Here is a 24,032-nt window from a genome sequence, read left to right on the forward strand (position 1 = left end):
CGTGTCGGGTCAGTCCCAGTGCGGCGCGATGCCTTTCGGGCTGGTCAGGCGATGGCCGCGATCAAGCGTGGCAATCAGCGCCATATCGGCGTCGCTTAGCGTCAGTGCGGTGGCGGCAAGGTTGCTTTGCAGGTTGTCGCGTTTGGTCGACGACGGGATCACCGCGTAGCCCGACTGCATGGCCCAGGCCAGGGTGACTTGCGCCGGTGTCGCCTGCAGGCGTTCGGCGATCTGCTGGAGCAACGGATCTTTCAACACTTCACCGTAGGCGAGGGTCATGTACGAGGTGATGTGGATACCTTGGCTGCGGGCAAACTCGACCACCTTGCGGTTTTGCAAATACGGGTGCAGTTCGATCTGGTTGGTCGCGATGTTTTCTGCACCGACCGCAGCAATCGCCTGCTTCATCAAATCGATGGTGAAGTTGGACACACCGATCTGCCGGGTCAGGCCCAGGCGCTTGGCCTCCAGCAGCGCGCCCATGAATTCTTCGACCGGGACCTGGTTTTCCGGCGATGGCCAGTGAATCAAGGTCAGGTCGAGGTAGTCGGTCTGCAGTTTTTCCAGGCTTTCCTTGAGGCTGTCGATCAGGCGATCTTTGGCGAAGTTGGCGACCCAGATCTTGCTGGTGATGAACAGCTCGTCGCGCGGGATGCCGCTGGCCGCAATGGCCGCGCCGACATCGGCTTCGTTTTCGTAGATTTGCGCGGTGTCGATGACCCGGTAGCCGAGTTCAAGGGCGGTGCTCACCGAATCGATGACCACTTGGCCTTGCAGACGAAACGTACCAAGACCGAAAGCGGGTACAGACATGAAAGACTCCAGGGTTGCAGTGGGAATGGGCAGGAGTATCCGCATCCGGATGGTTGAGAAAAACCGCTGGCGGAACAAAGCACTGTTGATCAGAAGTCATGAATCATTTTCAGGATTTGTGTTGTCCGGGCTGGCCTCTTCGCGAGCAGGCTCGCTCCCACATTGGAATGCGTGCTCATGTGGGAGCGAGCCTGCTCTCGAGACCACCGATTCAGGCAATGTCACTGAGGGCAAACTCCTCCCCGAGAAAATCAATCAACGTGCGCACCGACGGCAACAACCCGCGCCGCGACGGAAAGATCGCATGCACCACGCCGCACTTCGGCGCCCAGCCAGGAATCAGCTCCACCACGCGCCCGGCGGCGATATCTTCACGCACCACCACGCTCGGCAGATGCGCCACGCCAACCCCGGCAATCACCGCCTGGCGCAAGGCAATCAAATCATCGGTGACCATACGCGGCGTATGGCGAATCAGCGCCGTGTTGTCATTCGGCCCGAGCAACTCCCACTGATATTCGCGCTGCGCCGCGCCCCAATGCAGGCTCGGCAAACCGTTGAGATCGGCGGGCGAGGGCGGTGCCGACAGGCGTTCGACAAACTGCGGGCTACCGACCACCGATTGTGTGCTGTTGCCGAGCACCTTCATGACCATGTCGGTGTTCTCCAGCGGCGGAAAGCGCACTCGCAGCGCGATGTCGAAGCCTTCGTGCAGCAGATCGACGCGGCGGTTGGTGCTCTCGATAAACAATTCCACCAGCGGGTATTTGAGCATGTAGCGCGTGAGCATCGGCCCGACCCACGAGTTGAGCAGCGCCGTCGGGCAACTCAGGCGCACCAGCCCCTGCGGTTCGGAGCGGTTACGTTCGATCAGCTCGGCGGCGCTTTCGGCTTCGACGCGCATGGCCAGGCAGCGCTGGTAATAGGCCTGACCGATTTCGGTCAACGAACAATGGCGGCTGGTGCGGTGCAGCAAGCGCACGCCGAGGCGCTCCTCCAATTCGGAAATACGCCGGCTGAGCTTTGATTTGGGCATGTCCAGTGCGCGCCCGGCGGCGGCGAAACCGTGGTGTTCGACCACTTGGGTGAAGTAGTAGAGGGTGTTGAGGTCTTCCACCATCGTTCTCCAGATAGAACGCTAAGGCTGATTTTTGCAGTCTAGTGCATTAATGGTCATGGATTTAAGCTTAATCCATCGCATCACTCACCCCATTGGAGACAACCATGAAAAACATCATCGGTATCTACACCAGCCCGCGCGGCCATTGGGTCGGCGATGGTTTCCCGGTTCGCACGCTGTTTTCCTACGACAACCTGGGCAAACACATCAGCCCGTTCCTGCTGCTCGATCATGCCGGCCCGGCCGATTTCACCCCGACCACCGAACGGCGTGGCGTTGGTCAGCATCCGCACCGTGGTTTCGAAACCGTGACTATCGTTTATGAAGGCGAAGTGCAGCACCGCGACTCGACCGGCAGCGGCGGCGTGATCGGCCCGGGCGATGTGCAATGGATGACCGCCGCTTCCGGGATCCTTCACGAGGAATTCCATTCGGAAAACTTCGCCAAAACCGGCGGCAAACTGGAAATGGTCCAGTTGTGGGTCAACCTGCCGGCCAAAGACAAAATGGCCGCGCCGGGCTACCAGACCATTCTCGACAGCGACATCCCGAGCATTGCGCTCAAGGACAACGCCGGTCGCCTGCGGCTGATCGCTGGTGAGTTCGATGGCCACACCGGCCCGTCGCGCACTTTCACACCGATTGATGTGTGGGATCTGCGCCTGAACGCCGGCAAGTTGCTGACGCTCGATCTGCACGAAGGCCGCAACACCGCGCTGGTGGTGTTGAAAGGTTCGATTCAGGTCAACGGAGTGGAATCGGTGCGCGAAGGGCAGTTGGCGCTGTTCGAGCGTGACGGCCATCAGATGACGCTCGAAGCCAGCCAGGACGCGGTGGTGTTGCTGCTCAGCGGCGAGCCGATCGACGAACCGATCGTCGGCCACGGCCCGTTCGTGATGAACACCGAGCAGGAAATCCATCAGGCCTTCGCCGACTTCCAGTCCGGCCGCTTCGGCCAGATGCACGCTTAACGCACTACCACTCCGCTCTACACAGGATGCGTAGGCCGGTTCGCAGGCCAGGGATGGCTGTTGCCTATAGAAAAGAGGAAACGCCCATGAACACTCAATACAAACGTCTGGACAAGAACAACGCCGCAGTGCTGCTGGTCGACCACCAGGCCGGGCTGCTGTCGCTGGTACGCGATATTGATCCGGACAAATTCAAGAACAACGTGCTGGCCCTGGCCGATCTGGCCAAGTACTTCAAGCTGCCGACGATCCTTACCACCAGTTTCGAAACCGGCCCCAACGGCCCGCTGGTGCCGGAACTGAAAGCACTGTTCCCGGACGCGCCGTACATCGCCCGCCCGGGGCAGATCAACGCTTGGGACAACGAAGACTTCGTCAAGGCAATCAAGGCCACCGGCAAGAAACAGTTGATCATTGCCGGTGTGGTGACGGAAGTTTGCGTGGCGTTCCCGGCGCTGTCGGCACTGGAGGAAGGCTTTGATGTATTTGTGGTCACCGATGCTTCGGGTACGTTCAACGAACTGACCCGCGAATCGGCGTGGAATCGCATGTCCACGGCTGGGGCGCAATTGATGACCTGGTTCGGTCTGGCCTGTGAGCTGCACCGCGACTGGCGCAACGACATTGAAGGGCTGGGCACGCTGTTCTCCAATCACATCCCGGATTACCGAAACCTGTTCACCAGCTACAACAGCCTGACCAACGGCAAATAACCCCGCCACACCTGCAATCCCCTGTAGGAGCTGCCGAAGGCTGCGATCTTTTGATCTTGATCCTTAAAAAATCAAAATCAAAAGATCGCAGCCTTCGGCAGCTCCTACAGGTTTTTTTGTTGTCAGTGAGATCGTGTTCATCCTCTGAAATCAATTGCTCCTACACTTGCTCAATCTGTGCGATCTTCTCGCGATTGGCCTTCGTCGGAGTTGTTTGATGCTGTCTCTGCTCACCGAACATCCGTTGTTTTGCGCGCTGATCCTGATCCTCCTCGATCTAGGGTTATGGCGCTTGATCAGCTCCCATGGGAGTGAGTGGAAACTGCTGGTGAGGGTGCTGATTTTCACCTTGTTCAGCGTGCTGCTGTTCAACGAAGGCCTCAACCCGATGGAGCCGGCGCCGTGGGCCGACAACGTGCCGCTGCACCTGGCAGCGACCGGGTTGCAGATTGGCTGGTGGCTGTTCGGCGCGCGCACCCTGACGGTGTTGATCGGTGCGGTGATGATGCAACGGGTCGGCCACACCGGGCGGCTGCTGCAGGATCTGCTCGGCGCGGTGATTTTCCTTATCGCGATCATTGCGGCGCTGGCGTATGTGCTGGATCTTCCGGTCAAAGGCGTGCTGGCGACGTCTGGCGCGTTGGCGATCATCGTCGGTCTGGCCTTGCAGAGCACGCTCAGTGACGTGTTCTCCGGGATCGTCCTCAACACCACCAAGCCGTATCAACTGGATGACTGGATTTCCATCGACGGCACCGAAGGCCGGGTCACCGACATCGACTGGCGTGCCACGCGCCTGCAAACCAGTCAGGGCAGCATGGCGGTGATTCCCAACTCGCTGGCGGCCAAGGCCAAGATCATCAACTTCAGTCGGCCGAGCAATATGTTCGGCGTCGCGGTCAGTGTGCAGGTCAGCCCGCACGCGCGGCCCAGTTCGGTGATCGATGCACTGGAGCGGGCGATGCAGGGCTGTCGCCAGTTGCTCGATACACCTGCACCGAGCGTCGCACTGAAAAGCTCCGGCAGCAGTGGTGCGGAATACGAGATCAGTGGCTTCGTTGCATCGATGGGCGAGAAGCGCGTGGTGCGCAATCAGCTGTTCGACCTGGCGTATCGGCACTTGCAGGCGTCCGGGGTCAATCTGCTGTCGAGCGATGAAAGCAGCGTGCCGAGCAACCTGTCGCGGCCAAGGGCGTTGCTCGACAGCTCGCCGATCTTCTCGACCCTGCGTCAGGAAGAGAAAGACACCTTCAGCCAGAACATGAACCTGCAAACCTTTCGTGCCGGCGAAGTCATTCTGGCGGGCGGGGAGGTCAGCGATCACCTGTTCATTATTGAGTCAGGCGTGGTGTCGGTGACGTTGAAGCGCCACGGCACGCCGTTCGAGTCCGGCCGCATGGGGCCGGGCGAGGTCATCGGCGAGGCGGGGATTCTGTCCGATTCCTCGCTGCCGGCGGACTTTTCGGCGAAAACCTTTTGCGTGCTGTACCGCATTGAAAAGTCCTACCTCAAGCCGTGCCTCGACGCCCGTCACGACATCAACGATGCGATGCAAGCCTTGCTCGATTATCGCCTGCACAAGGCGCAATCGCTGACCGAGGAAGCGCCGGTGGTGGCGCCTAAGAAAGGCTTCCTGCAATGGCTGCGCAACCGCGCCTGATGGTTATGCGTAGGCAGCGAGTTTCTGTTCCAGGTGCAGACGCACCTGCGGCCACTCGTCGTCGATGATGCTGAACCGTACCGAATTGCGCTTGCGCCCGTCCGGCATGATCCGCTCATGACGGACAATGCCTTCCTGTTGTGCGCCAAGTCGCAGAATCGCGTTGCGTGACTTCTGATTGTTTTCGTCGGTGGTGAACTGCACGCGCACGCAATCGAGCACGTCGAAGGCGTGACACAGCATCAGGTACTTGGCTTCGGTGTTGACGAAAGACTTCTGCCAGCGCGCCGCAATCCAGCTGCTGCCGATTTCCAGCTTGCGATTGAGCGGGTCGATCTTCCAGAAGCGCGTTGAGCCGATCACTTCGCCAGTGTCTTTCAAGACAATGACAAACGGCATCACCGTGCCGGCGTCACGGCCATCGAGGGCTTTTTTCAGGTAGCTGTCGACGGTGCTGGCCGACGGCACCACAGTGACGGTGAGGTTCCACAACTCGCCGTCGGCGGCAGCGTGGAGCAGGGCGGCGGCATCTGAATACTCAAGCGGGCGCAAAAGGATGCGCTGACCTTGCAGCGTGGTTGACATGGGATTGCGGTCTCGGCAGTGCGGGCGAATGGCGAGCGCTTATTACGCCGCAGCAGGCCGATCCGATGCAACCGCCGCGAGTGTCACAGGGTCAGATTTTTTACAGCCCAAGGGCAGGAGCCTCAGCCGATGAAAAACCTGCGGATCGCCACTTATAACGTCAATGGTTTGCGTGCACGCCTGCCCAACCTGTTGGACTGGCTCAAGCGCGAACAACCGGATATCGCCTGTCTGCAAGAACTCAAATCGGTCGACACGGCCTTTCCCGCAGCAGAACTGGAAGCCGCCGGTTACGGCGCGATCTGGCAGGGACAAGCCTCGTGGAACGGCGTGGCGATTCTCGCCCGTAACGCGCAACCGCTGGAGAGTCGGCGCGGATTGCCGGGCGATCCCGATGACCAGCACAGCCGTTATCTGGAAGCAGCGGTGCATGGCGTACTGGTCGGCTGCCTGTACCTGCCCAACGGCAATCCGCAGCCGGGGCCGAAGTTCGATTACAAACTGGCCTGGTTCGAAAGGCTGATCAGCTATGCGAAGGACCTGCAAAGCAGCGATCACCCGGTGGTACTGGCCGGTGACTACAACGTCGTGCCCACCGACATGGACATCTACAACACCCGTTCCTGGCTCAAGGATGCGTTATTGCAACCCGAGAGCCGCGAGTGTTATCAACGCTTGCTCGATCAAGGCTGGACGGACTCGCTGCGCCATTTGTATCCCGAAGATCGGCTTTATACGTTCTGGGACTACTTCCGCCAACACTGGCAAACCAACTCCGGTCTGCGCATCGATCATCTCTTGCTCAACCCGGCACTGAGTCCGTATTTGCACGAGGCCGGAGTAGACGCCTGGGTGCGCAACGAACCGCACGCCAGTGACCATGCGCCGACGTGGATCCGTATCGGTTCACGCAAGAAACGCTAGCGGGCGATTGGCGAAATCAATTGTCGAAACCAGTGCCGGATCCCGTATACATGGCGACCATCAACGCAGTGAACTGCGGCCCCATGCAAAAGGACTGAGCAATGAGTGAGCCACGCCTGACGAATCTGAAGCTGTACCTGCAGCGTCTGGGGTTTGATGCGCCGCCGGCACCGACGCTGGCAACGCTGCGCCTGTTGCAATTGCGTCACACCGGCGTGTTCCCCTTCGAGAACCTGGCGACAATCACCGGGGCGCCGGTGTTGATCGATCTGCCGTCCATCGAAGCAAAAATCCTCGTCGGTGGCCGTGGTGGTTACTGCTACGAACTCAACAACCTGTTCTTCGCCCTGTTGCTTGAATTGGGCTTCGATGCCCGGGCCATCAGCGGGCGCGTGGTGATGAATCAGCCCGAGGGCAGCTGGACGGCACGCACGCACCGCTTGAGTCTGGTGACCATCGACGGCGTGCGCTACATCACGGACGTAGGTTTTGGCGGCATGGTGCCCACCGCGCCGCTGCTCCTCGACACTGAGGCCGAGCAGGCCACCCCGCACGAACCCTATCGCATAGAACAGCAGGCCGACGGCTACATGCTGCGTGCCAACGTGGCGGGTGAATGGCGATCGATGTACCTGTTCGATCTGCAACGCCAGGAAGACATCGATTACACCATTGGCAACTGGTACGTCTCGACCCATCCTGAGTCACCGTTCAGCCAACGCCTGATGGTCGCGCGCACCGGGGAGGGCTGGCGCAAGACCCTGAACAACGGCAGTTTCGCCATCCATCGCATGGGCGCCAGCAGTGAGCGGCGCGAGATGACGGAAGTCGGTGAGTTGATTGAATTGCTGGCGCGCGAGTTTGATCTGCACCTGGCTGATGTACCTCACGTGCGGCAGTCTTTGGCGCGGATAATCGCGCCGGTCTCCGTCTAGGGTTTGACGTCGGGCTCCAGCACTCGACGGATTTCCCCAACCGCTGCCGACAGCTTTTTCTCGAGGCTCTTGAGGTCGGCGGCGGTGATGCCCTTCTTGAATTGTCCGCTCGATTCGACTTGTTCCGGTTTTGCAGCGGCATCCAGCAACGCATGACGCAGGGTGTTATTGATCACCGTCTGATAACCGAACCCTTCGTTCTCGGCGACCGTACGCGCCGCTTCGATGACGGTGTCGTCGAGCATGATGGTGATGCGGGTTTTGCCTTTGTTTGACGCCACTGCGCCGCGTTTGCCCTGAGAAAAGTCATATTCGTCTTTCATCGGTCAAGCCTCCAGAAAATAAGCGCAACGCTCGCTCGGTGTGGCGACACGTGCAGAAATGATTCGAACGACATTCGCGTCCCGGTAACTGTAAGCAACGACCAGCAGTCGCCCTTTGCCGTCGAGGCCAATAGTGATCCAGCGTTGTTCGTCATGATCGTTGTCCTCGACCGTCAGTGCTCGTTCGTCGTGGAAGACCGGTTCAGTTTCGGCGAGGCTGACGCCTTTGTGCTTGAGTTTGTTGGCTGCGTTCTTGCTTTTGTCGTACTGAATAGTGAATGACTTAATTATGCATACTTTATATGTATAAAGAAGAGTGCGACTGCGCCGCTGGTCGCCATGAACACTTCAGCCTAGTGGGCGTTGGCGCAAACACAGAAGCGCATGTGTTGCCGGATTTGTGGGGGATGCAAGCGGCGGGATAGAAGGTTGGGTGGCTACCTATCCATTATGTGACTGACAAGTTGTATACAACTCTATGGACATTTGTCGTGAGTATTGAATACAGTGTGCGCATAACAAAAACCAGGGAACCCCCCACCATGAAAACGCCCCATGTTTCACACCAACGGCCCGAGGATGAAAATCTCGGGGTCGGCGCGAATATGGCTTACGGCCTGCAACATGTTCTGACCATGTACGGCGGTATCGTTGCGGTGCCACTGATCATCGGCCAGGCGGCCGGCCTGTCGCCGGCAGACATAGGTTTGTTGATTGCTGCTTCATTGTTTGCGGGGGGGCTGGCGACGCTGCTGCAAACCCTGGGTCTACCGTTTTTTGGCTGTCAATTGCCGCTGGTGCAGGGCGTGTCGTTCTCCGGTGTGGCGACCATGGTCGCGATCGTCAGCAGTGGCGGGGAGGGTGGCTTTCAGTCGGTGCTGGGTGCGGTGATTGCCGCCTCCTTGATAGGGCTGCTGATCACGCCGGTGTTCTCTCGTATCACCAAGTTCTTTCCGCCCTTGGTCACCGGCATCGTGATCACCACCATCGGCCTGACGCTGATGCCGGTGGCCGCACGCTGGGCGATGGGCGGCAACAGCCACGCGCCGGACTTCGGCAGCATGCAGAACATCGGTCTGGCGGCGGTCACGCTGGTGCTGGTGTTGCTGCTGAGCAAGGTCGGCAGCTCGACCATCTCGCGTCTGTCGATCCTGTTGGCCATGGTGATCGGCACGATACTGGCGGTATTCCTTGGCATGGCGGACTTCTCCAACGTCACCACCGGGCCGATGTTCGGCTTCCCGACGCCGTTTCACTTCGGCATGCCAACCTTCCACTTCGCCGCGATCCTGTCGATGTGCATCGTGGTCATGGTGACGCTGGTAGAAACTTCGGCAGACATTCTTGCGGTCGGTGAAATCATCGGCACCAAAGTCGATTCCAAACGTCTGGGCAATGGCCTGCGGGCGGACATGCTGTCGAGCATGTTTGCGCCGATTTTCGGATCGTTCACCCAGAGCGCCTTCGCCCAGAACGTCGGGCTGGTGGCGGTGACCGGAATCAAGAGCCGCTATGTAGTGGCCACTGGCGGTATCTTCCTGGTGATCCTTGGCCTGCTGCCGTTCATGGGGCGGGTCATCGCTGCGGTACCGACTTCGGTACTCGGCGGCGCCGGTATCGTGCTGTTCGGTACGGTGGCGGCGAGTGGTATCCGCACGCTGTCCAAGGTTGATTACCGCAACAACGTCAACCTGATCATCGTCGCCACTTCGATCGGTTTCGGCATGATCCCGATTGCTGCGCCGAACTTCTACGATCACTTCCCGAGCTGGTTTGCGACCATTTTCCACTCGGGCATCAGCTCGTCGGCGATCATGGCGATTCTGCTCAACCTGGCGTTCAACCACTTCACCGCCGGTAACTCGGATCAGCAGTCGGTGTTTGCCGCGGCGGAAGAGCGGACTTTGCGTTACCGCGATCTGGCGGCGCTGCGTGAAGGCGATTACTTCAGCGACGGCAAGCTGCATGACTGCGATGGCAAGGAAGTGCCAGTCATCGAGCCGGATGATCACGACCATGGGCACGGTGCGCCGAAGGTGCAGGTGAAAAGCAGCGAGCATGTCTGACGGCTGTCTCTGAATAGAAAAGGGCCGATCTGTTAACCGCAGATCGGCCCTTTTTCATTTCAAGATCAAAAGATCGCAGCCTTCGGCAGCTCCTACACAGATCTCATACTCCGCTGATTCTGCGGATGAACGCTGAATCTGTAGGAGCTGCCGAAGGCTGCGATCTTCTGATCTTTTCGAGCGCCCACAAAAAAGCCCCTGAACCTTTCGATTCAGGGGCTTTGCTATTTGGCTCCACAACCTGGACTCGAACCAGGGACCCAATGATTAACAGTCATTTGCTCTACCAACTGAGCTATTGCGGAATTGGTGCGTATGTTACTGATTCAAAAAGAGAAGTCAAGCATGGGTTGTGAAATTAGCTGAATCCTCGGGACGGACGGTGGTTTGTCTGCGATTGGCGGTTACCAGAACTGCAGCAGAGGTCTACCATGGCCGCCCGGAAGTGGTCACACGCGCTGCCGGCCATTCGCCGAAAAAGGTCCGCGTCATGAACCGTTTAATCCGCAACAACAAGGTGTTCGCATGAGCATCGCGCAAATCAGCCTGCCCAAGGGCGTCGGTCCCCACGCCGAAAAACTCTTTGATGCAATCACCCAGGCCAGCACCCCTGAAGAGCTGAACCGCGCTGGCGGCAAGGCCGAAGGGTTCGTCCTCGGTCTGGAAAGCACCAAGGCGATCAAAAGCCAGATCGCCGAATCGCTGTACGTCGTCTATGACGATGCTGCGACTCAGCGCGCGACGGAACTGGCTTAACTGCCGAAGGTGATGGTGCCCAGCATCAGTTTGGCATAGGCCGCGGTGGCTGCCAGTTGCACCAGCCACAGCACCAGGCCACCGAGAAACACCCCGGCCGCTACTTGCAGCACCAGGCTTTTTTCGCGTTTGGCCGAGGCGCGGGGGATGAAATCATCCAGATCGTCACGGTCGGCGCGCAGGTTGTCGTTTTTCATTTGGTTTCTCTCAAAAATCTCGGATGTACGCATAACCTGTGGGAGCGAGCCTGCTCGCGAATGCGGTTTGTCAGCATCAGTGATGGCGACTGACCCACCGCATTCGCGAGCAGGCTCGCTCCCACAATTTGGATTGTGTGCAGTCTAGAGGTTGTGGGGGTTGTTTCGTGACAATAAAAAACGGGAAGCCCAAAGGCTTCCCGTTTTTCATCACGCGGCGAAATCAGATGACCTGAACAATCGCATCCGTCACTGCCTTGATGTTGCTCTGGTTCAGCGCAGCCACGCAAATGCGGCCGGTGTCCAGGGCGTAGATGCCGAACTCGTTACGCAGGCGATGCACTTGTTCAGTGGTCAGGCCGGAGTAGGAGAACATGCCGCGCTGACGACCGACGAAGCTGAAGTCGCGGCCCGGGGCTTTTTCCGCCAGCAGGGCAACCATCTGCTCGCGCATGCCGCGAATGCGCAGACGCATTTCAGCCAGTTCGGCTTCCCACTGTGCGCGCAGTTCCGGGCTGTTCAACACCGCAGCAACGATGCTCGCACCGTGGGTTGGCGGGTTGGAGTAGTTGGTGCGGATCACGCGTTTGACTTGCGACAGCACGCGCGCGCTTTCTTCTTTCGATTCGCTGATGATCGACAGGGCGCCAACGCGCTCACCGTACAGCGAGAACGATTTGGAGAACGAACTCGACACGAAGAAAGTCAGGCCGGATTCAGCGAACAGACGCACCGCAGCGGCGTCTTCGTCGATACCGTCGCCAAAACCCTGATAGGCCATGTCGAGGAACGGCACGTGACCTTTGGCTTTGACCACGTCCAGCACGTTGTTCCAGTCCGCCGGGGTCAGGTCGACGCCGGTCGGGTTGTGGCAGCAAGCGTGGAGGATAACGATCGAGCCGTTCGGCAGGGCGTTGAGGTCGTCGAGCATGCCGGCACGGTTAACGTCGTGGGTGGCGGCGTCGTAGTAACGGTAGTTCTGCACCGGGAAACCGGCGGTTTCGAACAACGCGCGGTGGTTTTCCCAGCTCGGGTCGCTGATCGCCACGACAGCGTTCGGCAGCAGTTGCTTGAGGAAGTCGGCACCGATTTTCAGTGCGCCGGTCCCGCCGACGGCCTGAGTGGTGATGACGCGACCGGCGCTGATCAGCGGCGAGTCGTTGCCGAACAGCAGCTTTTGCACGGCCTGGTCGTAGGCAGCGATGCCATCGATCGGCAGGTAACCGCGCGAAGCGTGTTGAGCGACGCGAATCGTCTCGGCTTCGATCACGGCGCGCAGAAGTGGAATTCGCCCCTCTTCGTTGCAGTACACGCCAACGCCCAGGTTGACCTTGGTGGTCCGGGTATCGGCGTTGAATGCTTCGTTGAGGCCCAGGATTGGATCGCGGGGTGCCATTTCGACAGCGGAGAACAGGCTCATTATTGCGGCGGCTCTGAATGGAGAATGGAGGGACGTGTCGCGCTCCAGCCGGATGCACTAGAGCGGTGCACAAACGGGGAGCTAGTATAGAGGCCATTACTGAACAATGGCGACAGGCGATTCGGCTTTTAGGGTAAGTTTTTCCGATTATTTCTTGACCGTTAGTCGACTGCCCGTGTCAGAGTCTTTACCGGATGTAGGACGTTTGCCTTGAAAGGTGAGGCAATCGCCACCACATTGAGCACAATCCAGGTTTTTTCTTGCGCGACACCGGTCGTTTGCGGTCGTCCCCGTGGTGTTCCGCTTTGCTCGGAATACCGCGATCCCAGAGGTGTATATGTCCGAATTCCAGCTCGTCACCCGCTTCGAGCCCGCCGGCGACCAGCCAGAAGCCATCCGCCAATTGGTGGAGGGCATCGAGGCCGGGCTGGCGCACCAGACGCTGCTCGGTGTGACCGGCTCGGGCAAGACCTTCAGCATCGCCAATGTCATCTCGCAGATACAGCGCCCGACGCTGGTATTGGCGCCGAACAAGACCTTGGCCGCGCAGTTGTACGGCGAGTTCAAGGCGTTCTTCCCGAACAACGCCGTCGAGTATTTCGTCTCCTACTACGACTACTATCAGCCGGAAGCCTATGTGCCGTCGTCCGACACCTTCATCGAGAAGGATGCGTCGATCAACGACCACATCGAGCAGATGCGTCTGTCAGCAACCAAAGCGCTGCTCGAGCGCAAGGACGCGATCATCGTCACCACGGTGTCGTGCATTTACGGTCTGGGTAGCCCGGAAACCTATCTGAAAATGGTTTTGCACGTCGATCGCGGCGACAAGCTCGATCAGCGTGCGCTGTTGCGGCGTCTGGCCGACTTGCAATACACCCGCAACGACATGGATTTTGCCCGCGCGACCTTCCGTGTGCGCGGCGATGTGATCGACATCTACCCGGCGGAATCCGATCTGGAAGCGATCCGCATCGAGCTGTTCGATGACGAGGTCGAAAGCATTTCTGCATTCGATCCGCTGACCGGCGAAGTCATCCGCAAGATGCCGCGCTTCACCTTTTACCCGAAGAGCCACTATGTGACGCCACGGGAAACCCTGCTCGACGCCATCGAACACATCAAAGTCGAATTGCAGGAGCGCCTCGAATACCTGCGCAGCAACAACAAACTGGTGGAAGCCCAGCGGCTGGAGCAGCGCACCCGTTTTGACCTGGAAATGATCCTCGAACTGGGCTACTGCAACGGCATCGAAAACTACTCGCGCTATCTGTCCGGGCGTCCGGCCGGTGCCGCGCCGCCAACCCTTTACGACTACCTGCCGGCCGATGCGTTGCTGGTGATCGACGAGTCCCACGTCAGCGTGCCGCAGGTCGGCGCGATGTATAAGGGCGACCGTTCGCGTAAGGAAACCCTCGTCGAATACGGCTTCCGTCTGCCGTCGGCACTGGACAACCGGCCGATGCGTTTTGACGAGTGGGAAGGGGTCAGCCCGCAGACCATTTTTGTTTCGGCAACCCCGGGCAACTACGAAGCCGAGCACGCCGGACGCGTGGTCGAGCAAGTGGTACGGCCGACCGGTCTGGTCGACCCGCAGGTAGAAGTACGTCCGGCGCTGACTCAGGTCGACGATCTACTCTCGGAAATCAGCAAACGCGTGGCGGTCGAGGAGCGGGTGCTGGTCACCACGCTGACCAAGCGCATGGCCGAAGACCTTACCGATTACCTCGCCGACCACGGCGTGCGCGTGCGTTATCTGCACTCGGACATCGACACCGTTGAGCGCGTGGAAATCATCCGTGATCTGCGCCTCGGCACCTTTGATGTGCTGGTGGGGATCAACCTGCTGCGTGAAGGCCTGGACATGCCGGAAGTGTCGCTGGTGGCGATTCTTGATGCCGACAAGGAAGGCTTCCTGCGTTCCGAGCGCTCGCTGATTCAGACTATTGGCCGGGCGGCGCGGAACCTTAATGGGCGGGCGATTCTCTACGCCGATCGCATGACCGGTTCGATGGAGCGGGCGATTGGCGAGACCGAGCGGCGTCGCGACAAGCAGATAGCGTTCAACCTGGAAAACGGCATCACCCCGCGCGGTGTGATCAAGGACGTCGCCGACATCATGGAAGGCGCCACCGTGCCGGGCTCGCGCAGCAAGAAGCGCAAAGGCATGGCCAAGGCTGCCGAAGAGAACGCCAAGTACGAAGCCGAACTGCGCTCGCCGAGCGAGATCACCAAACGCATTCGTGCGCTGGAAGAGAAGATGTATCAACTGGCGCGGGATCTGGAGTTTGAAGCGGCGGCGCAGATGCGCGACGAGATTGCCAAACTGCGCGAGCGGCTTTTGGCAGTTTGATTGATGTTGCCTGGTCGGGCCCCATCGCTGGCAAGCCAGCTCCCACAAGGATTGATGGCGTACACGAAATTTGTGAACACCAAAGAAACCTGTGGGAGCTGGCTTGCCAGCGATGGGGCCAGACTAGGCACAGCAAATATCAGTGGGATTCCCCAGCCTTCAACCCTTGTGGCAATTTCTTGGTCAGTAGAATCGCCAACATACTGATCCCCAGCGCAATCCCGACAAAGTGAAACGCATCGTTGTACGCCATGATCGCCGCCTGCTGATGGACGATCTCACTCAGCTTGCCCAACGCCGCCGTATCACTGCCAAATCGATCGGTCATCGACGCCAGTCGCTCGGCCACCTGCGGATTGGTCGGCACCACCGCCTCACGCAAATAATCGAAGTAAGTCTTGGTGCGCGCATCCAGCAGCGTCGCCAGCAGGGCAATGCCGATCGCACCGCCGAGGTTACGCAGAATATTGAACAGACTCGACGCCGACCCAGCGTCCTGCGGCAGAATGTACGCCGTAGCGATCAGCGAAATGGTCACCATGATCAACGGCTGCCCTAGCGCGCGAATGATCTGAATCTGATTGAACTGCGGCCCGGCGAAATCCGGGTTGAGCACCCCGGACGAAAAACTCGCCAGCCCGAACAACCCGAAGCCGATGGTGCACAGCCATTTCGGCGAGACAAACTTCATCAGCTTCGGTACCAGCGGAATCAGGAACAGCTGCGGCACGCCCATCCACATGATCACTTCACCGATCTGCAGGGCGTTGTAGTTCTGGATCTGCGCCAGGTACAGCGGCAACAAATAGATCGAACCGTACAACCCGACCCCCATGCCCAGGCTGGAAATACTCGATAAGCCGAAGTTGCGATTACGCAGAATGCCAAGGTTGATCAACGGATTGGGTTTGGAGATCTGCACGATCACAAAGGTGATCAGACTTACCAGCGCAATGCTGCCCAGCGTCACGATCAGGCTCGATTCGAGCCAGTCCTTGCGATGGCCTTCTTCAAGAAACACCTGCAAACAACCCAAGCCAATCCCTAACGTGAGAATGCCGGTGTAGTCGGTGCTTTTCAGCAGTTCCCAGTGCGCTTCTTTCTTCTCCAGTCCGTACATCAGGCCGGCGATCATGATCAGCCCGGGTGGAATGTTGATGTAGAAAATGTATTCCCAACCCCAGTTTTCCGTGAGCCAGCCGCCCAGCGTCGGGCCGATCGACGGCGCGAACGTCGCGGTCATGGCAAACATCGCCATGCCTTTGGCGCGGTGGTGTTCGGGGAGTTTGATCAGGGTCAGGGTGAACGCCAGCGGAATCAGCGCGCCGCCGGTGAAGCCCTGCATGGCGCGGAAAACGATCATGCTCTCCAGGCTCCAGGCCATCGAGCACAGCAGCGATGAAACCAGAAAGCCCAGCGACACCCACACCGCCAGGCGCCGCGCCGAGAGCAGCTGCACCAGCCACGCGGTCAGCGGAATCATGATGATTTCCGCGACCAGATACGAGGTGGAAATCCACGAGCCTTCTTCCAGCGTCGCCGACAAGGCGCCCTGAATATCCTTCAAAGAAGAGTTGGTGATCTGGATGTCGAGCACGGCCATAAAGGCGCCGAGCATCACGCTCATCACCGCAATCCAATCGCGCCGGGTCGGTTCGCCGACCGGGCGGATCAGCGAATCACCGGCCATTGTCCGGGGCGTCTTTGATGTTCACGGTGGCGGTGACGGACATGCCCGGGCGGATCTTGCCGTGCAGCGGGTTGTCGGCCTTGAAGGTCAGTTTCACCGGAATGCGTTGCACGACTTTGGTGAAGTTGCCGGTGGCGTTGTCCGGCGGCAACAGGCTGAACTGCGCGCCTGAGGCCGCGAACAGACTGTCGACCCGCGCTTCGATCGGTGTGTCGCCGTAGGCGTCGAAGGTCAGCTCGGCTTTCTGCCCGGGTTGCATGCGGCCGATCTGGGTTTCCTTGAAGTTGGCCTGCACCCAGATGTCCTCATCCGGGACGATCGACAGCAGGTAGGCGCCAGCCTGCACCACTTGGCCGTTACGGGCGGCGCGTTGGCCGACCAGACCGCTGATCGGTGCATGGATTTCACTGCGGGTCAGGTTGAGTTCGGCTTGCGCCAGATCGGCGCGGGCGTTGGCGATCTGTGCGTCGAGGCGTTTGATTTCCGCGTTCAAGGCGTTGACCTGCTGGCGCTGGCCTTGCGCATCGGCCTGCGCCTTGGCCACTTGCGAACGAGCAATATGGGCGTCGGCGGAGAGGGTGGTCACGCGCTCTTCGGAAACGTAACCGGGTTTGCGCAGGGTTTCTGCTCGCGACAAGTCCATCTGCGAGCGGCCGAGCGTCGCTTGGGTGGTCGCCACTTGCGCATCGCTGGCAGCGATCAGGCTCGATTGCTGGGTGAGTTTGCTTTGCGCTTGCAGGCGCTCGGCTTCGCGGGTGGCGAGGGCGGCGTTGGCGCGGTCGATGGCCAAGCGGAAATCATTCGGTTCCAGGCGCACCAGCAACTGGCCTTTTTCGACGTGCTGATTGTCCTGCACCAGTACTTCATCGATGCGCGCGCTCAGTTGGCTCGACACACGGGTGATTTCGCCCTGGACATAAGCGTTGTCAGTGCTTTCATAAAAGCGGCCCTTGAAAAACCAATGGGCGAAAAAGCCCCCGGCAATCAACAGGACGAGCAGCAGGAAAATCAACAGGCGACGCTTGAGTTGGGCAGGCATGGGCAAACTGTAGTCGAGGAATTGTAAGGAAAGTTATCAGCAGGCGAATCTGGCATACAGCCGATAAACGGTAAATGCCATCCGCTGATATTTGCCCATTCACCACGGCTTACCGGCGTTCCAGACGCAAACTTGGCTTAAATGCCCTGCCCGCTGGAGCGGGGCGGGTGTCGCCTGTTACCATTCGCCGCTTGATTGTTTTGCTTTTCATTCTTTTCGAGACATGCCATGACCACCGTCCGCACTCGCATCGCGCCATCGCCTACCGGGGACCCCCACGTAGGTACCGCTTACATCGCATTGTTCAACTACTGCTTTGCCAAGCAGCATGGCGGTGAGTTCATCCTGCGGATCGAAGACACCGATCAGTTGCGTTCGACCCGCGAGTCCGAACAGCAGATCTTCGACGCCCTGCGCTGGCTGGGTATCGACTGGAGCGAAGGCCCGGACGTCGGCGGCCCGCACGGCCCGTACCGGCAGAGCGAGCGCGGCGACATCTACCAGAAGTACTGCCAGCAACTGGTCGACATGGGCCACGCGTTCCCATGCTTCTGCACCGCTGAAGAACTCGATCAGATGCGCGCCGAGCAAATGGCTCGCGGCGAAACTCCGCGCTACGACGGTCGCGCATTGCTGCTGTCGAAGGAAGAAGTCGCGGCCCGTCTGGCTGCTGGCGAACCGCACGTGATCCGCATGAAAGTGCCGAGCGAAGGCGTTTGCGTGGTGCCGGACATGCTGCGTGGCGATGTCGAGATCCCGTGGGATCGCATGGACATGCAAGTGCTGATGAAGACCGACGGCCTGCCGACGTACTTCCTCGCCAACGTTGTCGACGATCACCTGATGGGCATCACCCACGTGCTGCGTGGCGAAGAGTGGCTGCCATCGGCGCCGAAACTGATTCTGCTGTACGAATACTTCGGCTGGGAGCAACCAGAGCTGTGCTACATGCCGCTGCTGCGTAACCCGGACAAGAGCAAGCTGTCCAAGCGCAAGAACCCGACCTCGGTAACGTTCTACGAGCGCATGGGCTTCATGCCAGAAGCGATGCTCAACTACCTCGGTCGCATGGGCTGGTCGATGCCGGACGAGCGCGAGAAGTTCTCGCTGCAGGAAATGGTCGACAACTTCGACCTCAAGCGTGTCTCGCTGGGCGGGCCGATCTTCGATATCGAGAAACTGTCGTGGCTCAACGGCCAGTGGCTGCGTGATCTGCCGGTGGAAGAGTTCGCCAGTCGCTTGCAGACCTGGGCGCTGAACCCGGAATACATGATGAAGATCGCGCCGCTGGTGCAGGGCCGCGTTGAAACCTTCAGCCAGGTTGCACCGCTGGGCGGCTTCTTCTTTGCCGGTGGCGTCAATCCGGACGCCAAGCTGTTCGAGTCGAAGAAGCTTTCGGGTGATCAGGTTCGTCAACTGATGCAGTTGATCCTGTGGAAACTGGAAAGCCTGCGTCAGTGGGAAAAGGACAACATCACCGCGACGATTCAGGCGGTGGTTGAATCGCTGGAGTTGAAATTGCGCGATGCGATGCCGCTGATGTTCGCTGCGATCACCGGGCAGGCGAGTTCGGTGTCGGTGCTCGATGCCATGGAAATCATTGGCCCGGACCTGACCCGTTATCGTCTGCGTCAGGCGATCGACCTGCTGGGCGGCGTGTCGAAGAAAGAAAACAAAGAGTGGGAAAAGCTGCTGGGCGCGATCGCCTGATAGCTTAACCCCCCTGTAGGAGCTGCCGAAGGCTGCGATCTTTTGATCTTGATCTTTAAACGGCAACGTCAAAAGATCGCAGCCTGCGGCAGCTCCTACAGGGGGCATGCTTTATCCCAAGTCCCGGATTTTCGGGAGGAGGGCGGTAAGTGATTGTTATGCCGACGAAAAACTTTGAAAAATTTCAAAAATAAGTTTGACAGGCTTTCGATACGCCCTTAAGATTCGCCCCGTCCTCAGCGATGACATCAACGATGAGGGGCTATAGCTCAGCTGGGAGAGCGCCTGCATGGCATGCAGGAGGTCAACGGTTCGATCCCGTTTAGCTCCACCAATTTACACTTCGAAGCCTGGCCACACCGGCTCCGAAGCGATCAACACTCAGTGTTGATCAGTTGTATAGAAGGGTTTGCGTCCCCTTCGTCTAGTGGCCTAGGACACCGCCCTTTCACGGCGGTAACAGGGGTTCGAGTCCCCTAGGGGACGCCAGTTTTACAGAAGCGATGTTGCAAGATGTCGCTCCGCCGCGAGGCGAAAAATCCGGGGCTTTAGCTCAGCTGGGAGAGCGCCTGCATGGCATGCAGGAGGTCAGCGGTTCGATCCCGCTAAGCTCCACCAATTTTACACGTTCAAGGTCTGGCCACACCGGCCTTGAATCGATCAGTTCTCAGCGCTGATCAGTTGTATAGAAGGTTTGTGTCCCCTTCGTCTAGTGGCCTAGGACACCGCCCTTTCACGGCGGTAACAGGGGTTCGAGTCCCCTAGGGGACGCCACGATTACCCGCTCTGCGGGATTTTATAAGGGTCATTCAATTATTGAATGGCCCTTTTGTTTGTCTGGCGTTTGGCCAATTCTCCTTTTTCCTTACACTGTGCTTCAGACCAGCGGTCATATCCTTGACTTGCAGAATATTATTATGCGAATAATATTCTAGTCGTAATATTCGGAGGCAACGATGAACGATAAAAAAGCTCAAACCCGCGAACGCATCCTCAAGGCTGCCAGCGCTGCACTGATTCAGCGCGGCCCGGCGGACCCTAGCGTGGGCGAAGTGATGGGCGCAGCCGGCCTCACCGTCGGTGGCTTCTATGCGCACTTCGAAAGCAAGGACGCAATGATGCTCGAAGCGTTCAAGCAATTGCTCGGTCGCCGCCGCGACCTGATTGCCGACATGGATACCGAATTGACTGGTGAAGAGCGCCGCGCCTTGGTCGCAGCGTTCTACCTGTCGCGCAAGCACCGTGATTCCAGCGATGCCGCGTGCCCGATTCCAGCTTCGATTGGCGAGTTGGGTCGTTTGCCGGAATCGTTCCGCACCGCGCTGAACGAACACTTGGAGTTGATGATTGCTCAGTTGGCGTCCAGCCCTGAGGACACCGATAAAGCCCTGGCCGACGTGGCCTTGATGGTGGGTGGTCTGGCGCTGGCAAGGGCGCTGGGCCCGGGAGATTTATCCGATCGATTGCTGCGCGCTGCCAAGTCGGCGGTGCGTTGACCTGAAGGCAACACGCCTGAGGAGAGAGCGATGAACACGTTGAAGTGGATTCGTGGCGTTAATGGCACCTTGGGCTGGATTGCACCGAAACGGGTTGCGAGCAAAATGCGCCTGGCGTTCATGACGCCGCGCACGCTGCCACTGCGCGATTGGGAGTTGCCGCTGCTGGCAAGTTCCGAGCGGATCACTTTGCGCTTCGGTCTCTCGGCGCTGCGCTGGGGCCAAGGCCCGACCGTGCTGCTGATGCACGGCTGGGAAGGGCGACCAACCCAATTCGCTGCCCTGATCACCGCGCTAGTCGAGGCCGGTTATACCGTTGTTGCCCTGGATGGCCCGGCCCACGGGCGTTCGCCCGGGCGTGAAGCCAATGTCGTGTTGTTCGCCCGGGCGATGCTCGAAGCGGCTGCCGAGCTGCCACCATTGCAAGCGGTCATCGGTCATTCCATGGGCGGCGCCAGCGCCATGCTCGCCGTGCAATTGGGCTTGCGCACCGAAACCCTCGTCAGCATCGCCGCGCCGGCTCGAATCCTCGGCGTACTGCGCGGGTTTGCCCGCTACGTTGGCATGCCGCCCCGGGCCCGCTCCGCTTTCATCCGCCAAGTCGAGCAAGACGTTGGCATGCGCGCCGCCACCCTCGACGTTGCCCACTATCAACTGGATATGCCCGGCCTGATCGTGCACGCCGAGGACGACAACTTCGTCTCGGTCAAGGAGTCGCAACTGATCCACGAGTCCTGGTTCGACAGTCGCCTGTTGCGCCTTGAAGGCGGCGGCCACCAGCGCGTGCTGGCCGACCCTCGGGTGATTGATGGCGTGTTATCACTGCTGGCTGGCCGCAGCCTTCAGGCGCGCCAATCGGCGTGAGCTCCGTTACACTGCCCCGGTTGAATCATTGACCGGGAGTGGGGCATGGGCTGGGATCGGGCAACGCCGTTTACCATTGACCTGCAAGTAGGCGCCGAGGACATCGACGGGCTGGGCCACGCGAACAACGCGGTGTACGTCACCTGGCTCGAGCGTTGCGCCTGGCGCCATTCGCAGCGTCTGGGCCTGGATCTGGTCGAATATCGCCGACTGGATCGGGCGATGGCTGTAGTGCGCCACGAGATCGATTATCTCGCTGCAGCCTATGAAGGCGACGAACTGCAATTGGCGACGTGGATCGTCGATTGGGATCAGCGCCTGAAAATGACCCGGCATTTCCAGCTCAAGCGCCCGAGCGACAACACCACGCTGTTGCGTGCGCAGACCACGTTTGTCTGTATCGAGCTGTCCACGGGCAAGCCAAAGCGCATGCCGATCGAGTTCGTCGAGGGCTACGGACCGGCGATCCTGGCACTAGCCTGACCCGATCCCTGTAGGCGCTGCCGAAGGCTGCGATCTTTTGATTTTGCTGTTTGCAGATCAAGATCAAGATCAAGATCAAGATCAAGATCAAGATCAAGATCAAGATCAAGATCAAAAGATCGCAGCCTTCGGCAGCTCCTACAAGGGATCTGCGGATTTGCGCGATATCCAGTAAACTGCCGCACGTTTTTTCCATAAGTAGTGTTTTCCCCATGCAAATTGCTCTGGCGCCCATGGAGGGGTTGGTCGACGACATTCTCCGCGACGTGCTGACCCGCGTTGGCGGCATCGATTGGTGCGTGACCGAATTCATTCGCGTCAACGACCAGTTGCTCACTCCAGCCTACTTTCACAAGTTCGGCCCTGAGCTGCTCAATGGCGCGCGTACCGCATCCGGCGTGCCATTGCGCGTGCAATTGCTCGGCTCCGATCCTGTATGCCTGGCGGAAAACGCTGCACTGGCCTGCGAACTCGGCTCCGAAGTGATCGACCTCAACTTCGGCTGCCCGGCCAAGACTGTGAACAAATCCCGGGGCGGCGCCGTGCTGCTCAAAGAGCCGGAATTGCTTAACCAGATCGTCGAGCACGTGCGCCGCGCCGTACCCGCGCACATTCCCGTCACCGCGAAAATGCGCCTGGGCTTCGACAGTCCCGACGGTTCGCTGGTCTGCGCCACCGCATTGGCTGAGGGCGGCGCCGAGCACATTGTGGTTCACGCCCGTACGAAAATGGACGGCTACAAACCGCCCGCACACTGGGAGTGGATCCCGCGCGTGCAGGACGTGGTCAAAGTCCCGGTGTTCGCCAACGGCGATATCTGGAGCGTCGAAGACTGGCGGCGTTGCCGCGAAATCAGTGGCGTCGAAGACATCATGCTCGGTCGCGGTCTGGTGTCGCGCCCGGATCTGGCCAAACAGATCGCTGCCGCCCGCGCAGGTGAAGAAGTCGTCGAGATGACGTGGGCCGAGCTGATGCCGCTGATCCAGGACTTCTGGTTGCAAGCCAAAGCGCAGATGACTGCACGCCAATCGCCGGGCCGTTTGAAGCAATGGCTGGCCATGCTGACGCGCAATTATCCCGAGGCTACCGAGCTGTTCACCGTGCTGCGCCGTGAGACGGAGCCGGATCACGTCTCGCGTCTGCTTGGTTTGCCGGTCGCCGAAGCGGCCTGAAAAAAAATCTGCAAATAATCTCTTGAAATCATTTCAGCGGTCCCTATCTAAGGGTTACGCGATGCCGAATTCGGGTCGCGGAGTCAAAAAACCTTGCTGATTGTTTTCAGGAGATTTGAACCATGAGTACTGCATTTTCCCTCGCGCCACTGTTCCGTTCCTCGGTAGGTTTCGACCGTTTCAACGACCTGTTCGAAACCGCCCTGCGCAACGAGCCAGGCAGCAGCTACCCACCTTACAACGTCGAAAAACACGGTGATGATCAGTACCGTATCGTCGTTGCCGCCGCCGGTTTCCAGGAAGAAGACCTGGAACTGCAAGTCGAAAAAGGTGTGCTGACCATCAGTGGTGGCAAGCGTGATGCCAACGAAGGCGTGACCTTCCTGCATCAGGGCATCGCCCAACGTGCTTTCAAGCTGTCCTTCCGTCTGGCCGATCACATCGAGATCAAGGCTGCGGATCTGAAAAACGGTCTGCTGAGCATCGACCTGTTGCGAGTGATCCCGGAAGAAGCGAAAGCCAAACGCATCCCGATCAACGGGACGCAGACGCCGGCGTTGCAGCACTGAGTCATGTGCCGCAACACAATCGTCTGAACAGGCGATGAGCCGCTGAATGAAGGCCCCGATACGTCGGGGCCTTTTTTGTGCGCGCAAGAAAAGCGCTGTGCGACTTTGCCGCTGGCGGTGGTTTCTCTACAATCCGCCGCAGTTTTGCCGACCCCCATTCCTCACCGGTCGGC

24 protein-coding genes and 5 tRNA genes are annotated in these 24,032 nt (G+C 59.2%); 19 read left to right on the forward strand and 10 right to left on the reverse strand.

Going from position 1 to position 24,032, the window contains the following annotated elements:
* Positions 1 to 9: 9 nt before the first annotated feature.
* Both dkgB and M5G26_RS20785 read right to left on the reverse strand, forming a co-directional pair.
* Positions 10 to 813, reverse strand: a complete 804-nt coding sequence (gene dkgB / locus M5G26_RS20780; RefSeq protein WP_134174351.1) for a 2,5-didehydrogluconate reductase DkgB — start codon at positions 811 to 813, stop codon at positions 10 to 12.
* 211 nt (positions 814 to 1,024) lie between these two features.
* Positions 1,025 to 1,933, reverse strand: a complete 909-nt coding sequence (locus tag M5G26_RS20785) for a LysR substrate-binding domain-containing protein (RefSeq protein ID WP_273916356.1) — start codon at positions 1,931 to 1,933, stop codon at positions 1,025 to 1,027.
* A 104-nt stretch (positions 1,934 to 2,037) separates the two neighbouring features.
* Here M5G26_RS20785 and M5G26_RS20790 point away from each other — a divergent pair, with 104 nt between their 5' ends.
* The 3 genes from M5G26_RS20790 (at position 2,038) to M5G26_RS20800 (ending at position 5,277) form a co-directional block, all read left to right on the forward strand.
* Positions 2,038 to 2,904 carry a pirin family protein gene (locus tag M5G26_RS20790; RefSeq protein WP_150694510.1) on the forward strand — a complete coding sequence of 289 codons (867 nt, stop codon included), beginning with the start codon at positions 2,038 to 2,040 and terminating at the stop codon, positions 2,902 to 2,904.
* Positions 2,905 to 2,990: 86 nt separating this feature from the next.
* Positions 2,991 to 3,617, forward strand: a complete 627-nt coding sequence (gene ycaC / locus M5G26_RS20795; protein WP_273916357.1) for an isochorismate family cysteine hydrolase YcaC — start codon at positions 2,991 to 2,993, stop codon at positions 3,615 to 3,617.
* 217 nt (positions 3,618 to 3,834) lie between these two features.
* Positions 3,835 to 5,277 carry a mechanosensitive ion channel family protein gene (locus tag M5G26_RS20800; RefSeq protein WP_273916358.1) on the forward strand — a complete coding sequence of 481 codons (1,443 nt, stop codon included), beginning with the start codon at positions 3,835 to 3,837 and terminating at the stop codon, positions 5,275 to 5,277.
* A 3-nt stretch (positions 5,278 to 5,280) separates the two neighbouring features.
* Here the strand turns inward: M5G26_RS20800 and M5G26_RS20805 are convergent, their stop codons facing one another.
* A complete protein-coding gene (locus M5G26_RS20805; RefSeq protein WP_273916359.1) occupies positions 5,281 to 5,862 on the reverse strand; it encodes a GNAT family N-acetyltransferase in 582 nt (193 codons plus the stop codon).
* A gap of 129 nt (positions 5,863 to 5,991) precedes the next feature.
* Between M5G26_RS20805 and xth the strand changes: the two genes are divergently transcribed.
* The gene (gene xth / locus M5G26_RS20810; RefSeq protein WP_273916360.1) at positions 5,992 to 6,786 is read left to right on the forward strand and encodes an exodeoxyribonuclease III; all 795 of its coding nucleotides are present in this window, start codon (positions 5,992 to 5,994) and stop codon (positions 6,784 to 6,786) included.
* 101 nt (positions 6,787 to 6,887) lie between these two features.
* Entirely contained in the window at positions 6,888 to 7,721 is an 834-nt protein-coding gene (locus tag M5G26_RS20815; protein WP_134174339.1) for an arylamine N-acetyltransferase family protein, read from the forward strand.
* On the opposite strand, the gene M5G26_RS20820 is transcribed toward M5G26_RS20815, so the two are convergent.
* Together M5G26_RS20820 and M5G26_RS20825 are read right to left on the reverse strand one after the other, a co-directional pair.
* Entirely contained in the window at positions 7,718 to 8,044 is a 327-nt protein-coding gene (locus M5G26_RS20820) for a BrnA antitoxin family protein (RefSeq protein ID WP_134174337.1), read from the reverse strand. The two genes, M5G26_RS20815 and M5G26_RS20820, sit on opposite strands and share 4 nt — an antisense overlap.
* Positions 8,045 to 8,047: 3 nt before the next feature.
* Positions 8,048 to 8,332, reverse strand: a complete 285-nt coding sequence (locus tag M5G26_RS20825) for a BrnT family toxin (RefSeq protein ID WP_273916418.1) — start codon at positions 8,330 to 8,332, stop codon at positions 8,048 to 8,050.
* A 254-nt stretch (positions 8,333 to 8,586) separates the two neighbouring features.
* Here M5G26_RS20825 and M5G26_RS20830 point away from each other — a divergent pair, with 254 nt between their 5' ends.
* Entirely contained in the window at positions 8,587 to 10,110 is a 1,524-nt protein-coding gene (locus M5G26_RS20830; RefSeq protein ID WP_122597539.1) for a nucleobase:cation symporter-2 family protein, read from the forward strand.
* Positions 10,111 to 10,339: 229 nt separating this feature from the next.
* Here the strand turns inward: M5G26_RS20830 and M5G26_RS20835 are convergent.
* Positions 10,340 to 10,415: transfer RNA gene (locus M5G26_RS20835), tRNA-Asn, on the reverse strand.
* 220 nt (positions 10,416 to 10,635) lie between these two features.
* Here M5G26_RS20835 and M5G26_RS20840 point away from each other — a divergent pair.
* Positions 10,636 to 10,866 (forward strand): hypothetical protein, encoded by a 231-nt coding sequence (locus M5G26_RS20840; RefSeq protein ID WP_273916361.1) that lies wholly within the window; start codon positions 10,636 to 10,638, stop codon positions 10,864 to 10,866.
* Here the strand turns inward: M5G26_RS20840 and M5G26_RS20845 are convergent.
* Both M5G26_RS20845 and M5G26_RS20850 read right to left on the reverse strand, forming a co-directional pair.
* The gene (locus M5G26_RS20845; RefSeq protein ID WP_053118898.1) at positions 10,863 to 11,063 is read right to left on the reverse strand and encodes a hypothetical protein; all 201 of its coding nucleotides are present in this window, start codon (positions 11,061 to 11,063) and stop codon (positions 10,863 to 10,865) included. The genes M5G26_RS20840 and M5G26_RS20845 overlap by 4 nt on opposite strands.
* A 223-nt stretch (positions 11,064 to 11,286) precedes the next feature.
* On the reverse strand, positions 11,287 to 12,483 hold the full coding sequence (locus M5G26_RS20850; RefSeq protein ID WP_134174331.1) for an amino acid aminotransferase: 1,197 nt from the start codon (positions 12,481 to 12,483) through the stop codon (positions 11,287 to 11,289).
* 337 nt (positions 12,484 to 12,820) lie between these two features.
* On the opposite strand from M5G26_RS20850, the gene uvrB reads away from it, so the two are divergent.
* Positions 12,821 to 14,836 carry an excinuclease ABC subunit UvrB gene (uvrB, locus tag M5G26_RS20855; protein ID WP_007913411.1) on the forward strand — a complete coding sequence of 672 codons (2,016 nt, stop codon included), beginning with the start codon at positions 12,821 to 12,823 and terminating at the stop codon, positions 14,834 to 14,836.
* Between the two features lie 139 nt (positions 14,837 to 14,975).
* Here the strand turns inward: uvrB and M5G26_RS20860 are convergent, their stop codons facing one another.
* Together M5G26_RS20860 and M5G26_RS20865 are read right to left on the reverse strand one after the other, a co-directional pair.
* Entirely contained in the window at positions 14,976 to 16,466 is a 1,491-nt protein-coding gene (locus tag M5G26_RS20860) for an MDR family MFS transporter (protein ID WP_175555719.1), read from the reverse strand.
* Between the two features lie 49 nt (positions 16,467 to 16,515).
* Positions 16,516 to 17,565 (reverse strand): HlyD family secretion protein, encoded by a 1,050-nt coding sequence (locus M5G26_RS20865; protein ID WP_134174327.1) that lies wholly within the window; start codon positions 17,563 to 17,565, stop codon positions 16,516 to 16,518.
* Positions 17,566 to 17,793: 228 nt separating this feature from the next.
* On the opposite strand from M5G26_RS20865, the gene gltX reads away from it, so the two are divergent.
* From gltX to M5G26_RS20920, 11 genes are all read left to right on the forward strand, one after another.
* Entirely contained in the window at positions 17,794 to 19,275 is a 1,482-nt protein-coding gene (gene gltX, locus M5G26_RS20870; protein ID WP_016983544.1) for a glutamate--tRNA ligase, read from the forward strand.
* A gap of 258 nt (positions 19,276 to 19,533) precedes the next feature.
* Positions 19,534 to 19,609: transfer RNA gene (locus tag M5G26_RS20875), tRNA-Ala, on the forward strand.
* A 79-nt stretch (positions 19,610 to 19,688) separates the two neighbouring features.
* Positions 19,689 to 19,764: transfer RNA gene (locus tag M5G26_RS20880), tRNA-Glu, on the forward strand.
* 53 nt (positions 19,765 to 19,817) lie between these two features.
* Positions 19,818 to 19,893, forward strand: a tRNA-Ala gene (locus tag M5G26_RS20885).
* 80 nt (positions 19,894 to 19,973) lie between these two features.
* Positions 19,974 to 20,049, forward strand: a tRNA-Glu gene (locus M5G26_RS20890).
* A gap of 182 nt (positions 20,050 to 20,231) precedes the next feature.
* A complete protein-coding gene (locus tag M5G26_RS20895) occupies positions 20,232 to 20,771 on the forward strand; it encodes a TetR/AcrR family transcriptional regulator (protein ID WP_150694501.1) in 540 nt (179 codons plus the stop codon).
* Positions 20,772 to 20,801: 30 nt separating this feature from the next.
* Positions 20,802 to 21,635 carry an alpha/beta fold hydrolase gene (locus M5G26_RS20900; RefSeq protein WP_273916362.1) on the forward strand — a complete coding sequence of 278 codons (834 nt, stop codon included), beginning with the start codon at positions 20,802 to 20,804 and terminating at the stop codon, positions 21,633 to 21,635.
* A gap of 45 nt (positions 21,636 to 21,680) precedes the next feature.
* Positions 21,681 to 22,118, forward strand: a complete 438-nt coding sequence (locus M5G26_RS20905; protein ID WP_273916363.1) for an acyl-CoA thioesterase — start codon at positions 21,681 to 21,683, stop codon at positions 22,116 to 22,118.
* Positions 22,119 to 22,155: 37 nt separating this feature from the next.
* Positions 22,156 to 22,293 carry a hypothetical protein gene (locus M5G26_RS20910; RefSeq protein WP_273916364.1) on the forward strand — a complete coding sequence of 46 codons (138 nt, stop codon included), beginning with the start codon at positions 22,156 to 22,158 and terminating at the stop codon, positions 22,291 to 22,293.
* A gap of 37 nt (positions 22,294 to 22,330) precedes the next feature.
* Complete coding sequence (locus M5G26_RS20915) at positions 22,331 to 23,290, forward strand: tRNA dihydrouridine synthase (RefSeq protein ID WP_116031011.1); 960 nt, start codon at positions 22,331 to 22,333, stop codon at positions 23,288 to 23,290.
* 122 nt (positions 23,291 to 23,412) lie between these two features.
* Positions 23,413 to 23,859, forward strand: a complete 447-nt coding sequence (locus tag M5G26_RS20920) for an Hsp20 family protein (protein WP_134174321.1) — start codon at positions 23,413 to 23,415, stop codon at positions 23,857 to 23,859.
* The last annotated feature ends 173 nt before the right edge of the window (positions 23,860 to 24,032 follow it).

Origin of the sequence: Pseudomonas sp. TNT2022 ID642, assembly GCF_028656995.1 — a bacterium.
Taxonomy (GTDB): Bacteria; Pseudomonadota; Gammaproteobacteria; order Pseudomonadales; family Pseudomonadaceae; genus Aquipseudomonas.

What these genes read in the sequence shown, in the direction of transcription:
- M5G26_RS20905 (WP_273916363.1), top strand. Translation starts at nt 21,681, where the DNA reads ATGGGCTGGGATCGGGCAACGCCGTTTACCATTGACCTGCAAGTAGGC.
- M5G26_RS20830 (WP_122597539.1), top strand. Translation starts at nt 8,587, where the DNA reads ATGAAAACGCCCCATGTTTCACACCAACGGCCCGAGGATGAAAATCTC.
- uvrB (WP_007913411.1), top strand. Translation starts at nt 12,821, where the DNA reads ATGTCCGAATTCCAGCTCGTCACCCGCTTCGAGCCCGCCGGCGACCAG.
- M5G26_RS20840 (WP_273916361.1), top strand. Translation starts at nt 10,636, where the DNA reads ATGAGCATCGCGCAAATCAGCCTGCCCAAGGGCGTCGGTCCCCACGCC.
- M5G26_RS20865 (WP_134174327.1), bottom strand. Translation starts at nt 17,565, where the DNA reads ATGCCTGCCCAACTCAAGCGTCGCCTGTTGATTTTCCTGCTGCTCGTC.
- M5G26_RS20815 (WP_134174339.1), top strand. Translation starts at nt 6,888, where the DNA reads ATGAGTGAGCCACGCCTGACGAATCTGAAGCTGTACCTGCAGCGTCTG.
- M5G26_RS20800 (WP_273916358.1), top strand. Translation starts at nt 3,835, where the DNA reads ATGCTGTCTCTGCTCACCGAACATCCGTTGTTTTGCGCGCTGATCCTG.
- ycaC (WP_273916357.1), top strand. Translation starts at nt 2,991, where the DNA reads ATGAACACTCAATACAAACGTCTGGACAAGAACAACGCCGCAGTGCTG.
- M5G26_RS20790 (WP_150694510.1), top strand. Translation starts at nt 2,038, where the DNA reads ATGAAAAACATCATCGGTATCTACACCAGCCCGCGCGGCCATTGGGTC.
- M5G26_RS20845 (WP_053118898.1), bottom strand. Translation starts at nt 11,063, where the DNA reads ATGAAAAACGACAACCTGCGCGCCGACCGTGACGATCTGGATGATTTC.
- M5G26_RS20805 (WP_273916359.1), bottom strand. Translation starts at nt 5,862, where the DNA reads ATGTCAACCACGCTGCAAGGTCAGCGCATCCTTTTGCGCCCGCTTGAG.
- gltX (WP_016983544.1), top strand. Translation starts at nt 17,794, where the DNA reads ATGACCACCGTCCGCACTCGCATCGCGCCATCGCCTACCGGGGACCCC.
- M5G26_RS20920 (WP_134174321.1), top strand. Translation starts at nt 23,413, where the DNA reads ATGAGTACTGCATTTTCCCTCGCGCCACTGTTCCGTTCCTCGGTAGGT.
- M5G26_RS20895 (WP_150694501.1), top strand. Translation starts at nt 20,232, where the DNA reads ATGAACGATAAAAAAGCTCAAACCCGCGAACGCATCCTCAAGGCTGCC.
- M5G26_RS20900 (WP_273916362.1), top strand. Translation starts at nt 20,802, where the DNA reads ATGAACACGTTGAAGTGGATTCGTGGCGTTAATGGCACCTTGGGCTGG.
- M5G26_RS20820 (WP_134174337.1), bottom strand. Translation starts at nt 8,044, where the DNA reads ATGAAAGACGAATATGACTTTTCTCAGGGCAAACGCGGCGCAGTGGCG.
- M5G26_RS20785 (WP_273916356.1), bottom strand. Translation starts at nt 1,933, where the DNA reads ATGGTGGAAGACCTCAACACCCTCTACTACTTCACCCAAGTGGTCGAA.
- dkgB (WP_134174351.1), bottom strand. Translation starts at nt 813, where the DNA reads ATGTCTGTACCCGCTTTCGGTCTTGGTACGTTTCGTCTGCAAGGCCAA.
- xth (WP_273916360.1), top strand. Translation starts at nt 5,992, where the DNA reads ATGAAAAACCTGCGGATCGCCACTTATAACGTCAATGGTTTGCGTGCA.
- M5G26_RS20850 (WP_134174331.1), bottom strand. Translation starts at nt 12,483, where the DNA reads ATGAGCCTGTTCTCCGCTGTCGAAATGGCACCCCGCGATCCAATCCTG.
- M5G26_RS20915 (WP_116031011.1), top strand. Translation starts at nt 22,331, where the DNA reads ATGCAAATTGCTCTGGCGCCCATGGAGGGGTTGGTCGACGACATTCTC.